Below are 12,876 nucleotides of genomic sequence, written 5' to 3' on the forward strand. Positions count from 1 at the left end.
GTAAATCGCGATCGTTAGCAAGGAGATTATTGTGGCTGAACGACTTATGCCGGGCGACACCGCACCGGACTTCACCCTTCAGGACCAAACCGGCAATAACGTGGGATTGTCGGACTTCCGTGGGCGAAAGACCATCGTCTATTTCTACCCGGCGGCCTCCACGCCCGGGTGCACCAAGGAGGCCTGTGATTTCCGCGACACGCTGGCTTCACTGCAGGCCGCCGGCTACGGGGTTGTTGGCATCTCCCCCGACACGGTCAAGGACCTGGCCACGTTCGCGGAAGCGGAGGCCCTGACATTTCCGCTGCTCTCGGATGCTGACCACGCGGTGGCAGATGCGTACGCTGCCTGGGGAGAGAAGAAGAACTATGGCAAGACTTACATGGGGCTGATCCGTTCCACCGTCGTGGTCGACGAGGACGGAAAAGTGTCGCTGGCGCAGTACAACGTACGGGCCACAGGGCATGTTGCCAAGCTCCGGCGCGATCTGAAGCTGGATAAGTAGCGGGTACACTGGAGGCCGGTAGACGGCAGCCCAGTGCTGCCAGGCTGCCGCCGGCGCGAGTGGTGAAATTGGCAGACACGCAGGATTTAGGTTCCTGTGCCTTCGGGCGTGGGGGTTCAAGTCCCCCCTTGCGCACAGATGCAGTGAAACAGATGCAGTGAAGAAGCACAGCGGCTTCTGGCCGCAGGAGTGCCCCCTGGCGAGACATCCGGGGGCACTCTCCTCCAGCAGCCGGGGAGCTTCCTGAAGACGCGCTGGGGAGCGCGCTCAGGACGTTCATTTACACTGGAATGCGGTCTGGCCGAAGCCGGCCACAGCACTTCCAACCGGCTTGAGGGGACAACAGTGGCAAGCAGCAAAAGGCGGCGCCTGACCGTACAGTTCGGAGCCGTGGTTGTGGCACTGGGGCTCTCAGCATGTACTGGATTAACGGGCCCCTCGCCTACCCCCAGCAGCACCACCACCGCTGAGCCCACCGCCACGTTCAACTTCGGAACATCCTCCATGCCGTTGGGCCTCGATCCGGCCTTGACCTCCGATTCCGAGTCCTACCGCATCACGCGCCAGGTCCTCGAAGGCCTGGTAGGCGTCGACGGCGAGACCGGGCAGACCACCCCGTTGCTGGCGACGGAATGGAAAGACAGCAACAATGGCCTCAGTTACGATTTCACGCTCCGATCCCAGGTCACCTTTCACGATGGCACCCCGCTGGATGCGGCCGCTGTCTGCGCCAACTTCGACCGCTGGTTCACCTTCTCCCCGGACCTCCGGAAACAAGCCCCGGGGATTTCCTTCCAGAGCGTCTTCAAGGCGTACTCGGACTCCCCGGTCTTCTCCATCTTCAAGGACTGCAAGGCAGTTTCAGCCAACAACGTCCAGATCAACCTGACGCGTCCCTTCACCGGATTCCTGAAGGCCCTCACGTTGCCGGCATTCGCGATCTCCTCTCCGGCAGCTTTGGCAGCCCAAAAAGCAAACGTCCTGGACCAGATCCGCAACGGCGAAGCGATCTCCACCTACGCAAGCCACCCTGTAGGAACCGGCCCTTACGAATTCAGCGCCTGGGACGACAAGCACGTCACCCTCAAGAGTTACAGGAACTACTGGGGTAACCGGGGCCAGATAGCCACCATCAACTTCATCCCTTACGACCGCGCCGAGACCCGACAGCAGGCTTTGCTGGATGGAAAAATCGACGCCTACGACCTCGTGACGTCCGGGACCTTCGACCAATTGGTCAAAAAGGGTGTCCAGATCATCCAGCGGGACCCCTTCTCGGTGATGTACCTCGGTATCAACCAGGCTGTCGCGCCCTTGGACAAGCCGGAGATCCGCCAGGCGATCGAAATGGCCATCGACAAGGAATCGCTGATCCGGAAGTTCTTCATCGACAACACCACGCAGGCGTCACAGTTCGTTCCGCCCAAGCTCAGCGGCTTCAACAACAATGCCCCATCTCTGGGGTACAACCCGGACAAAGCCAAGGACCTGTTGTCGAAGGCGGGCTATAAAGGCGAAGAGTTGAAGTTCTACTATCCGTTGAACGCCACCAGGGCCTATATGCCCACGCCGGAGAAGATCTACGCCGAAATCAGCCGTCAACTGGTTGCCGTGGGCTTCAACATCAAGCCTGTGCCCGTGGACTGGGAGGATGGCTACCTCCAGAAGGTGCAGTCACCCGGAGACCGCGCCCTGCACCTGCTCGGCTGGAACGGCTCCAATGCCGATGCCGACAACTTCCTTGGGCCCCTGTTTGGGGAAACCCGCGCCGAGTTCGGATACAGCGATTCGGACGTGTTCCACAGGATCGAGCGGGCACGCGCACTGCCCGACGGCGATGAGCGCAACGCGCAGTACCAGGCCATCAACGCTGCCATCGCTGCGTCCGTGCCGGCTGTCCCGATCGCTTTCCCCATCTCGGCGCTGGCTTTGTCCGACAAGGTCGAAAGCTACCCGGCCTCCCCCGTGCTCAACGAAGTTTTCACGAACGTCCGGCTAAAGCCTTGACGATTGGCCGTAATTTCAGTATTGGGACTTCGCGGGGATATTCTGTAGCAGCCAGTGCCGCCGCTAACGGAGATTGATTGTGACCTTCATTTCCAAGACTCAACATGCCGACGTCGTCCTTATTGGCGGCGGAATCATGAGTGCCACCCTGGGTGCGTTCATCAAGCAGCTTGAACCCTCCTGGACCATCTCCATGTTCGAACGACTCGACGAAGTGGGGCTTGAGAGTTCCGGACCATGGAACAACGCAGGCACCGGACACGCCGCGCTGTGTGAGCTCAACTACTCCCCGGCAGCCAAGGACGGCTCCGTGGACCCGTCCAAGGCGCTGCACATCAACGAGCAGTTCCAGCTGTCCCGGCAGTTCTGGTCCCACTTGGTGGACAGCAACGTCATTGGCTCCCCCAAGGGCTTCATCAACACCGTTCCGCACATGAGCTTCGTCATCGGCGATGACCACGCGAACTTCCTGAAGACCCGTTACGAGGCCCTTAAGCCCAACACGCTGTTCCGCAGCATGGAGTACACCGAGGACCAGGCCCAGATCGCCAAGTGGGCGCCCTTGATCGTCAAGGGACGTGACCCCAAGCAGCGCGTCGCCGCCACCCGCGCGGCTGAAGGCACCGACGTCGACTTCGGTGCCCTGACTCGCGAACTGACCGGCTACCTGCAAGCCACCGGCGCCGAAGTCAATTACGGGCACGATGTCACCAACATCAACCGAGCAGCCGACGGCGGCTGGGACCTTTCCCTCAAGCACGCCAAGTCGGGCGAGCACGGGCGTATCCACGCGAACTTCGTCTTTGTTGGCGCCGGCGGCGGTGCGCTCCACCTGCTCCAGGCCTCCGGCATTCCGGAAAGCAAGGGCTACGGTGGATTCCCGGTCTCGGGCCAGTTCTTCCGCTGCACAGATGACGCCATCACCTCCCAGCACAGCGCGAAGGTCTACGGCCAGGCATCCGTTGGCGCCCCTCCGATGTCCGTCCCCCACCTGGACACCCGGTTCGTGGATGGGAAGCGCTCCCTCCTGTTCGGCCCGTACGCTGGTTTCTCCACGAACTTCCTGAAGACCTCCAGCTACCTGGACCTTCCGCTGTCCATCCGCCCCGGGAACATCATTCCGATGCTGGCAGTGGCCAAGGACAACATGGACCTCACGGCCTACCTCATCAAGGAAGTTGCCAAGCGGCACGAAGCCAAGGTCGAGTCCCTGCGCGAATACTATCCGGAGGCTTCCGGCGGCAATTGGGAACTGATTACTGCCGGCCAGCGTGTGCAGATCATCAAGAAGCACCCGCAAAAGGGCGGCGTGCTCCAGTTCGGCACCGAAGTCATCGCCTCCCGCGATGGATCGATCGGCGCCCTCCTTGGCGCATCCCCGGGAGCTTCCACTGCCGTGCCGATCATGATCGAACTGCTGCAGAAGTCCTTCCCCAAGAACTTCAAGGGCTGGCAGTCCAAGCTCAAGGACATGATGCCGGGTTACGGTGTCAAGCTCAACGAGAACCCTGAATTGGCTGCCGAGCTGGAAGCAAGCACCGCACGTTCCTTGCAGCTGGAAGTGGCCAACGCCATCCAAAGCTAGGCCATACCCGGGGCTGCGGCCGGTTCCCGTCAGACGAATCGTTACGTAGACCCTGGGAGTCAATGCAATGTTCCGCCTGGCCAAGCTTTCTCTGGGAAACCGGGCCCTGATCGCGCTGATCACCGTCTTTGCGGCGGTGTTCGGCGTGATCACCATGGGATCGTTGAAACAGGAACTCATTCCTTCGATCGAGTTCCCGCAGATCACCGTGGTGACCTCCATGCCGGGCGCCTCCCCGGAAGTAGTGGACAAGCAGCTCAGCCAGCCGCTTGAGACTGCGCTGAACAGCGTCGAGGGCCTTGAGTCCACTACCTCAACGTCCCGCAACGGCGTTTCCCAGATCACCATGGTGTTCACCTACGGTTCGAATCTGGACCGGGCCAGGAACCAGATTGACCGGGCAATTTCCAACACCAAGCGGGCGTTGCCCGCCAATGTGGAACCCCAGTCCATCGCCGGGAACATCAGCGATTTCCCGATCGTCTTCCTGGCGGTTTCCTCGGACAAGCCGCTCAGCGAACTCAATGCCGACCTGCTGCGGCTCAGCGTTCCCAGGCTCCAAAAGATCGACGGCGTACGCGGCGCCGATGTGACCGGTGGCGCGAGCCAGCACGTCCTGATCCAGCCCCGGCCGGCCGATCTTGCCAGCACAGGGGCGTCGGTCCAGTCCATCAGCAGCGCGCTGAAGAACAACGGCACCCTTGTCCCCGTGGGCACCATCGAGGACCAGGGCAAGACGTTGTCACTGCAGTTGGGCAGCCCGGTGGACTCCCTGGAGATCATCAAGGGACTTCCCTTGGCTGGCGCCAAGAACGCCGCAACGATTGGCGCTGTGGCCGATGTCAGCATCCAGGATGATGCCGCGACGTCCATCACCCGCACCAACGGTAAACCCACGCTGGCGTTGTCGGTCACCAAGAAACCCGACGGCGATACCGTGGCCATCTCCCATGCCGTGCGGGATGCCATCGGACCCATGCAGGACGAGCTGGGCAACAATGCGGCGTTCACCCCGGTCTTTGACCAGGCTCCGTTCATCGAGAAATCCATCAAGGACCTCACTACTGAGGGCCTCCTTGGCTTGGGCTTTGCTGTGGCCGTCATCCTGGTGTTCCTGATGTCCGTGCGGTCCACGCTGGTCACGGCCGTGTCGATCCCGTTGTCGCTGTTGATTACGTTCATCGGCATTTCCGCCACCGGCTACTCGCTGAACATCCTGACGCTTGGCGCACTCACCATCGCGATCGGGCGCGTCGTGGACGATTCCATCGTGGTGATCGAGAACATCAAACGGCACCTCAGCTATGGCGAAGACAAGCTGACGGCAATCCTGACATCCATTCGGGAGGTGGCCGGGGCTATCACCGCGTCCACGCTCACCACTGTTGCAGTGTTCCTGCCCATAGCGTTCGTCGGGGACCTTGCCGGAGAGTTGTTCCGCCCCTTCGCTTTGACGGTGACCATCGCCTTGTTGTCGTCGCTGCTGGTCTCGTTGACCATTGTCCCCGTCCTGGCTTACTGGTTCCTGTCTTCCAAAGGCAAGGGAGTGGAGGATCGTTCTTCTGCCAGGGAATCCGCGGAAAAGGCTCGGGAAGCGGAGCAGCGAAGCCGCCTCCAACGCGGGTACTTGCCCATTCTTGAAAAGACGCAGAGGCACCCGGTCCTGACGTTGTCCGCGGCGGCAGTCGTCCTCGTTGCTACCATCGCGGTTTCACCGCTGCTGTCCACGGACCTGCTGGGCCGCTCAGGCGAAAACAGCATGACGGTGCGGCAGGTCCTGCCCGCCGGAACGAGCCTCCAAGCCACCAGCGATGAAGCGGCGAAGATCGAGGACGCCCTCAAGGGCATGGACGGCATCAAGGACGTGCAGGTTACGTCGGGGAATGCCCAGACTGGCTTTACAGCACTGACGTCCACGGGATCCTCGAATTCCACGTTCACGATCGTCACAGACGAAAAGGTGAACCAGGCCAAGCTCCAGGACGCAGTCCGCGCCAAGCTCGAAGGGGCAGCCGGCAAGGTCACCGTCGGATCCCAGCAGGGCGGCTTCGGTACTTCCTCCACGGTGGACATCACCATCAAGGCCGCAAACTCCGCGGACCTTCGGACAGCCAGCGACGCCATGGTCCAGGCAATGACGGGCGTCCCGGGAAGCACCGAGGTGGCTACCAACCTTGCCTCTACCCAGGCGGTCGTCCAGGTCCGCGTGGACCGCGCCAAGGCCGTAGCTGCCGGGCTGACGGAGGAGCAGGTGGGTGCTTTCCTTGCTTCCACCGTCAGCCCCATCCCCGCCGGCACGGTACGCATAGCCACCAATGACTATCCGGTGCAGATCGGCGAGGGAACCCGCTTTACCAGCATCGCGGCCGTGCGCTCCCTGCAATTGCCGACGGCGCGTGGTCCCGTGGCGCTGGAAAGTATCGCCGCCGTCGAACTGGTGGACACGCCAGTGTCCGTTACCAGCAGCAACGGTCAACGGACCGCGAAAGTGACCGTGACGCCGTCGGGTTCCAACCTTGGCAGCGTCAGCAGCGCAGTCCAGCAGCGGCTGGCTTCTGTCGAATTGCCCTCGGGCGTCACCGCCACGATCGGTGGTGCCACCACGCAGCAGGCTGAATCCTTCCGGCAACTCGGCCTGGCATTGCTTGCTGCGATCGCGATTGTCTACGTCATCATGGTGGCGGCCTTCAAGTCCCTGATCCAGCCGTTGATTCTGCTGGTTTCGGTCCCCTTCGCCGCCACCGGCGCCGTTGGCCTGCTGCTGCTGACCGGCGTTCCCCTGGGCCTGCCCTCATTGATCGGTATGTTGATGCTGGTAGGCATCGTGGTCACCAACGCGATCGTGCTCATCGACCTCATCAACCAGTACCGCAAGCCACAGGATGGCCGTGCCGGCATGAACGTGGCCGACGCCATCACGCACGGGGCACGCCAACGCCTGCGCCCGATCCTGATGACTGCCCTTGCCACCGTGTTTGCGTTGACTCCCATGGCGCTGGGCCTGACCGGGGGCGGCGGCTTCATCTCGCAACCCCTGGCCATTGTGGTCATCGGTGGCCTGGTCTCCTCTACCGCACTGACCTTGATCCTGGTTCCGGTGCTCTACAAGCTGGTCGAAGGGCGGCGTGAGAAAAGGCAGCTGCTGAAGGACCTTCAGGATAAGCCAACTCCGCATCCCCAAGAGGGCGCGGGCGGAACCGAGGAATTCCAGGACTGGACCACGGGCATGATTCCCCGGGTGAAGGGCCGCCGCGCGGCCCACAATCCCGCGGAGTAACCGCAGACAACCCATCAGGCAGGGCCGGGAACATTTCCCGGCCCTGCCCTGTTACAGACAGCGATACATGCAAATGCATCTAGTTTGAGGTACACTGTTTACAACGCCCGGGACCACGGGCAGGGAGAAAGGCACATCATGCAGATCGGTGTATTCAGCGTCAGCGACATCACGACTGACCCCACCACGGGCCGCACGCCCACGGAAAACGAGCGCATCAAAGCCTCGGTGGCCATCGCCAAGAAGGTCGAAGAAATCGGCATGGATGTCTACGCCTTGGGCGAGCACCACAACCGCCCCTTCTTCTCCTCCTCCCCCACCACCACCCTGGCCTACATCGCGGCACAGACTGAGCGCATTACGCTCTCAACTGCCACCACCCTGATCACCACCAACGATCCGGTCAAGATCGCTGAAGACTTCGCCATGCTCCAGCACCTCTCCGATGGCCGTGTGGACCTGGTTCTCGGACGGGGCAACACCGCGCCGGTCTACCCGTGGTTCGGGAAGAACATCCAGGACGGCATTGAGCTGGCCATCGAAAACTACAGCCTGCTGCGCAAGCTGTGGGATGAAGATACCGTGAACTGGTCGGGCAAGTTCCGCACCCCGCTGCAGAACTTCACCTCCACGCCGCGGCCGCTGGATGACGTCGCTCCCTTTGTGTGGCACGGTTCCATCAGGACTCCCCAGATCGCAGAAGTTGCCGCCTACTACGGTGACGGATTCTTCGCCAACAACATCTTCTGGCCGAAGGAGCACTACCAGCAGCTGATCGGCTTGTACCGCGAACGCTACGCACACTACGGCCACGGGACTCCGGAGCAGGCGATCGTGGGCCTGGGCGGTCAGTTCTTCATGAGGAAGAACTCGCAGGATGCGGTCAAGGAATTCCGGCCGTACTTCGACAACGCTCCGGTGTACGGCCACGGACCGTCCTTGGAGGACTTCACCTCCCAGACGCCGCTGACAGTGGGCAGCCCGCAGGAAGTGATCGAAAAGACGCTGACGTTCCGCGAAGCATTCGGGGACTACCAGCGCCAGCTGTTCCTGATCGACCACGCCGGCCTTCCGCTGAAGACCGTACTGGAGCAGTTGGACCTCTTCGGTGAAGAGGTGCTGCCGGTCCTCCGCAAGGAGTACGCGGCCATGAAGCCGGCCAATGTACCCGACGCACCCACGCACGCTTCCCGTGTTGCGGCAGCGCTGGAGGCCAAGGTCAGCGAGTCCGCTGCTGCCGGGGCCGCGGGTCAGGACGCCTGATGTCCGCCCCAACAGGTACTGCCTCTTCCGCTGTTCGCCTCGCCGCCGAAACCTGGGAGTCGTTGTTCCGCTCCCAGGTGGCGGTGATGCGGAAGCTTCAGTCCGGACCGGCCTTCAAGACGCTCCCCGTCAAGGAGTACGACGTCCTGTTCACGCTGTCCAGGTGCCCGTCAGGGCAGCTTCGCCTCAACGAGATCAACGACAAGGTCCTGCTGAGCCAATCCAGCTTGAGCCGTTTGGTTGACCGTTTGGAGAAGCGTGGTTTGGTGGAGCGGACCGCAGCGCCCGACGACGGCCGTGGAGTCCTGCTCTCACTCACCGAATCAGGGCGCGAGTTACAGAAAACCATCGGCCGGGAGCATGTGCGAGACATAGCCCACTTGGTGGCTCCCGCGCTAACGCCGGAGGAGCAACGCGAGTTGTTGCGGCTGACCGAAAAGCTCAGGGCTTCGGTTGCGGGCCACTAGCGCAGGCTGACAAGCTCCCGGGGGTTCTCCTCCGGGAGCATCCCGTTAACGGATGCGCTGACTTTGAGTGTCTTCAAGGACAGGCTGCCGCCCACCGTGGACAGGAACGCCGTGTCCGAGGAGTCGCGTCCCGCGGTGATGCGCAGCATGGATCCGCGCGGTGCCAGGCCAGTGGGGTCGATGACGTGCCAGGCACCGTCGATGAAGGCCTCAGCCACCGCATGGAAATCCATGGGGCTCAGGCCGGGTGCGTAGACAGCTGCCAAGCGCGCCGGAACATCCTTGGATCGCAGCAGTGCGATGGCCAGATGGGCAAAGTCCCGGCAAACACCCTTGCGGTGGAGCAGGGTCTCCACTGCCCCGTCGGTTCCCCGTGATGAGCCACTGACGTAGCGCAGCTCACCGTTGACCCAATCGCGGACGGCCTGGAGCAGCTCTACACCCTGCAGTCCGCCGAACTCGGCGTAGGAGGTCGGCAGCAACCTGTCGGACTCCGCGTAACGGCTCGGCCTGACGTACCTGATCAGTTCCATGGGATCCGAGGTAGTGGGCTGCCCTACCCCGAGGACAGTGGCCCGGTAATCCACCGTGACTTCCGTGGGTTCAGCGAATTCCAGGTAGTGGAAGCGGCCCCCGTGGTGGTCGCTGAGTTCGGCATACGGAACCTCGTTGCCGGCGGCGGTAATGGAGAGGCTCTCCGTGACCGAGTCGTAGCCTGCGTTGCTGGCCACGGCAATGGCCATGGCCACTTTCGTGCTGGCTGCGGTCTTGAAAACGAGCGTGGCAGCTACGTTGCGTTCCATTAATCTCCGGAGTGGGTTGCGGCAGGCAGGCCCGTGCCGCCGTTTCGTGAATCAGCCAAATCGCTGGGCTACAAATTGACCTTCAGTGACAGTAGCATCCGCTGGACGTTCGCAAAATCGGAGCCGTGGACTGCGTATTTGGCGGCCAGGTCCAAGGTATCGAATGCCTTGGCGGGAGCCACTTTCTCGTCTGCGGCATACGCATGGATGGCTGGAACGTCCGCGAAGGAATAATCGCCCTTGCCGGCCGGCCCCTGGACCCGGTTCCGGAGTTCGCAGGACTGCCCGTCACTTCCTGCCACCACATTGGTGACGCCATAGGATCCAAAGAACTTGTAGCCCTGGATCACGCGGAAAACAACCCTGGGATCGATGGTTTCGGGACCTTCGGAATGCGGGAGGTCCAAGGGAACGCTGCTGATCACCACGTAGGGTCGCGACTGCCCGGCAGGGCAGGCAGAGGGGGCCTGTGCCGGCAGGCCTGTCTGGAGTGTAGCGATGTACTTCCCGGCCCCGTCCTTCACCTCGACCTTCACCGCGCCTGGCAGGGAATCTGCCTCCGGCGTGAGGGACTGGGCTATCCAGTCTTCGGGCAACTCGAAGCTGACCGTCTTCGCGGGGTCGCTAAAGGTCTTCCAGGACAACGCTGTCGCCACGGGGCTGGCCCCTGCGCTGGGCGATTCACCCTGACCAGCCGACACGGAAGGCGAGCTGGACGCGGACTCGGCGGCCGTCGTCGTGCTCTCCGGCGTTGCTGTCCCGGATTCCGAGCTGTTGGGTTTGGAACTGATGGTGGGGCTGACCTGAGGGCCCTTGTTGTCGGCCGAACAGGCCGCGCCAGCCAAAAGCACGCCGCACGCCAGTACCGCCGCGGCAACAGGCCGCATTGCCGGCCGGGTCGGGATCATCAAGCCCTTCATGGACCCAGCCTATCGGCGGGGATAGTGCGACACGCACAGGGCTAGGCTGATGGTATGTCTCCTGACCAGTACGACGAATTTGAGGACACCCTGCCCACCATGTCGGCGGTCGATATTGCCGACTGGCGGTTGCGGACCTTCGCCCTCTACGACAAGGTACGGCAACTCGCAGCCACCAACCCGTTCGACGCCCATGTGTTCTGGCGCCAGGAACGGGATCTGATGTTCGCCACTCACCCGGCATCGGCGCTCACTGCGGACATGAAGGCGCGCTTTTCCGGATTGCGCACCGCCGACTACGACCCCTCCTTCCGGATGTACGCTGCGCTCTCGCCTGAAGGTACCGGCCAGGAGATGAACGTCGAAACGGGCACGGACGGCGTGGTGCCCTTCACCAGGATCGGCACCTTCGAACTTCCCGGGCTCGGTTCCCTGGCCGTATGGCGGCTGAGGAGCTACGGCGGAGGAATATTCGTTCCCTTCCGTGACGCCACCGCCGGAAAACCAGGCGGAAGTTACGGTGCTGGCAGGTACCTGTTGGATACGGTCAAGGGATCCTTCCACGGAACGAGGGGCTCTGGAGGGGAGCAGGAGTTTATTCTCGACTTCAACTTCGCCTATAACCCGTCGTGCGCCTACAACGAAGCCTGGGCTTGCCCGCTGGCAGGACCGGCCAATCGGCTGGCCGCGGACATTCCAGTAGGCGAACTGTATCTGGGCTAGCCAAAAAGCCCGCCCGGGCTTACCCCGGCGAGAGCAGCCACCGCGGCGACGATGGTTAATGGGGCCACGATCAGGCCGAGCAGTGCATACCCTTTCCATTTGATCAGGACGTTCATGCGGACCAGCCGATCGTGCCACAGGAGTGTGGCCAACGACGCCCACGGCGCCACCAGCGGTCCGGCGTTGACGCCCATCAGCAACGCGGCCATCCTTTCCGGGGTTCCAGCCAGGGGCTCGGCCAGCAGGTAGGCGGGCAGGTTATTGACGACGTTGGAACCCAGGGCACCTGTCATGGCCAACCGCAACAGTTCAATGAAGCCATTGCCTTCGCCCGCTGCTTGCCCCAGCAGCGCTGATGCGCCAATGTACTGGGCGGCTTCCACCACCAGGAACAGCCCGCAGGTAAACAGCAGCAACGACCACGGGATCAGGGTTATCGTCAGCACCTTGGGTCGCCGGACGGCGAACGCCACTACCAGGATCGCGGCCGCTGCAGTTGCGGGAATCCAGATAGCCACGCCGGAAACCAGCGCCGGCAAGAGAAGTGCCAGCACAATCGCGCTGACCAGCAGCAGGGTCTTGTCCTGCGACGCCTTGGACTGGGCCGGGACTGCCGGCCGTGTGGAATCCCGCGCATAGGTCCTGCGCAGATCGCGTCTGAAGACAACTGCTATGAAAGCCAGTGGGACCACAACCGCGGCCAATGATGGCGCCCACATCAGCTGGGCGAACTGTGCCGGGCTGATTCCGCCCAGATTGTGCTGCGCCAGGAGATTGGTCAGGTTGGAGATGGGAAGCAGGAGGCTGGCCGTGTTCGCCAGCCACACCGTCGTCAGGGCGTAGGGCAGGACAGGCAGGCCCGCCTGGCGTGCCACAGTGACAACCACCGGAGTGAGGAGCACGGCCGTGGTGTCCAGGGAAAGGAAGACTGTGCTGAGCGTGGCGAACAGGGCCAGCAGCAACCACAGCAGGACGGCGCGGCCACGTCCCCACCCGCGCAAATGCCGGGCGATCCACTGGAAGGCACCGCCTTCGCTGACGAGCTCGGTCACCACCGTCATGGCGACGACGAAGGCCAGGATCGGGGCTACCCTCTCGACCAGAACGGTCACTTCGTGCCACGGCAGGATACCGGTGGCAACGGTGACCCCGCCCGCCACAAGGAGGATCAAACCAATTATCGCCAGACGCATGGAACGGATTCTAAGCCCGCGTTCTGTGTTCTTTCTGCGCGGCACGGCCCCACAGCCGCCTGCGGGCCAGTTAACCCCGACGGGCCCGAGCTGCTCACCGGATGAGCGTTGCGAGGCCCGCTCTGCGCGGATC

The 12,876-nt window shown here is 62.6% G+C and carries 10 protein-coding genes and 1 tRNA gene; 8 read left to right on the forward strand and 3 right to left on the reverse strand.

Annotated elements, in window-relative coordinates; genetic code table 11:
* Window positions 1-31 precede the first annotated feature (31 nt).
* From bcp to LRQ04_RS17315, 7 genes are all read left to right on the forward strand, one after another.
* Complete coding sequence (gene bcp, locus LRQ04_RS17285) at window positions 32-505, forward strand: thioredoxin-dependent thiol peroxidase (protein ID WP_235521547.1); 474 nt, start codon at window positions 32-34, stop codon at window positions 503-505.
* Window positions 506-558: 53 nt separating this feature from the next.
* Window positions 559-640 (forward strand) — tRNA-Leu (locus tag LRQ04_RS17290).
* A 210-nt stretch (window positions 641-850) separates the two neighbouring features.
* A complete protein-coding gene (locus LRQ04_RS17295) occupies window positions 851-2,512 on the forward strand; it encodes an ABC transporter substrate-binding protein (protein ID WP_235521548.1) in 1,662 nt (553 codons plus the stop codon).
* Between the two features lie 79 nt (window positions 2,513-2,591).
* The gene (locus LRQ04_RS17300; RefSeq protein WP_235521549.1) at window positions 2,592-4,097 is read left to right on the forward strand and encodes a malate:quinone oxidoreductase; all 1,506 of its coding nucleotides are present in this window, start codon (window positions 2,592-2,594) and stop codon (window positions 4,095-4,097) included.
* Between the two features lie 67 nt (window positions 4,098-4,164).
* On the forward strand, window positions 4,165-7,374 hold the full coding sequence (locus LRQ04_RS17305) for an efflux RND transporter permease subunit (RefSeq protein ID WP_235521550.1): 3,210 nt from the start codon (window positions 4,165-4,167) through the stop codon (window positions 7,372-7,374).
* A 138-nt stretch (window positions 7,375-7,512) separates the two neighbouring features.
* Window positions 7,513-8,637, forward strand: a complete 1,125-nt coding sequence (locus LRQ04_RS17310; RefSeq protein WP_235521551.1) for an LLM class flavin-dependent oxidoreductase — start codon at window positions 7,513-7,515, stop codon at window positions 8,635-8,637.
* Entirely contained in the window at window positions 8,637-9,104 is a 468-nt protein-coding gene (locus LRQ04_RS17315) for a MarR family winged helix-turn-helix transcriptional regulator (protein WP_235521552.1), read from the forward strand. Before LRQ04_RS17310 ends, LRQ04_RS17315 begins: the two co-directional genes overlap by 1 nt.
* Here the strand turns inward: LRQ04_RS17315 and LRQ04_RS17320 are convergent.
* Together LRQ04_RS17320 and LRQ04_RS17325 are read right to left on the reverse strand one after the other, a co-directional pair.
* Window positions 9,101-9,907: a transglutaminase family protein gene (locus LRQ04_RS17320; protein ID WP_235521553.1), complete on the reverse strand. Its 807-nt coding sequence runs from the start codon at window positions 9,905-9,907 to the stop codon at window positions 9,101-9,103. The genes LRQ04_RS17315 and LRQ04_RS17320 overlap by 4 nt on opposite strands.
* 68 nt (window positions 9,908-9,975) lie before the next feature.
* The gene (locus tag LRQ04_RS17325) at window positions 9,976-10,827 is read right to left on the reverse strand and encodes a hypothetical protein (RefSeq protein ID WP_235521554.1); all 852 of its coding nucleotides are present in this window, start codon (window positions 10,825-10,827) and stop codon (window positions 9,976-9,978) included.
* Between the two features lie 54 nt (window positions 10,828-10,881).
* On the opposite strand from LRQ04_RS17325, the gene LRQ04_RS17330 reads away from it, so the two are divergent.
* A complete protein-coding gene (locus LRQ04_RS17330) occupies window positions 10,882-11,550 on the forward strand; it encodes a DUF1684 domain-containing protein (RefSeq protein WP_235521555.1) in 669 nt (222 codons plus the stop codon).
* Here the strand turns inward: LRQ04_RS17330 and LRQ04_RS17335 are convergent.
* Window positions 11,547-12,743 carry an SLC13 family permease gene (locus LRQ04_RS17335; protein ID WP_235521556.1) on the reverse strand — a complete coding sequence of 399 codons (1,197 nt, stop codon included), beginning with the start codon at window positions 12,741-12,743 and terminating at the stop codon, window positions 11,547-11,549. The genes LRQ04_RS17330 and LRQ04_RS17335 overlap by 4 nt on opposite strands.
* Between the last annotated feature and the right edge of the window lie 133 nt (window positions 12,744-12,876).

The sequence above is a fragment of the Paenarthrobacter sp. AR 02 genome (assembly GCF_021538675.1).
In the GTDB taxonomy this organism is placed as follows: domain Bacteria; phylum Actinomycetota; class Actinomycetes; order Actinomycetales; family Micrococcaceae; genus Arthrobacter.

Excerpts from the sequence above, each read along its gene's own strand:
- LRQ04_RS17305 (WP_235521550.1), top strand. The coding sequence starts at position 4,165 with ATGTTCCGCCTGGCCAAGCTTTCTCTGGGAAACCGGGCCCTGATCGCG.
- LRQ04_RS17310 (WP_235521551.1), top strand. The coding sequence starts at position 7,513 with ATGCAGATCGGTGTATTCAGCGTCAGCGACATCACGACTGACCCCACC.
- LRQ04_RS17315 (WP_235521552.1), top strand. The coding sequence starts at position 8,637 with ATGTCCGCCCCAACAGGTACTGCCTCTTCCGCTGTTCGCCTCGCCGCC.
- LRQ04_RS17320 (WP_235521553.1), bottom strand. The coding sequence starts at position 9,907 with ATGGAACGCAACGTAGCTGCCACGCTCGTTTTCAAGACCGCAGCCAGC.
- LRQ04_RS17325 (WP_235521554.1), bottom strand. The coding sequence starts at position 10,827 with ATGAAGGGCTTGATGATCCCGACCCGGCCGGCAATGCGGCCTGTTGCC.
- LRQ04_RS17330 (WP_235521555.1), top strand. The coding sequence starts at position 10,882 with ATGTCTCCTGACCAGTACGACGAATTTGAGGACACCCTGCCCACCATG.
- LRQ04_RS17335 (WP_235521556.1), bottom strand. The coding sequence starts at position 12,743 with ATGCGTCTGGCGATAATTGGTTTGATCCTCCTTGTGGCGGGCGGGGTC.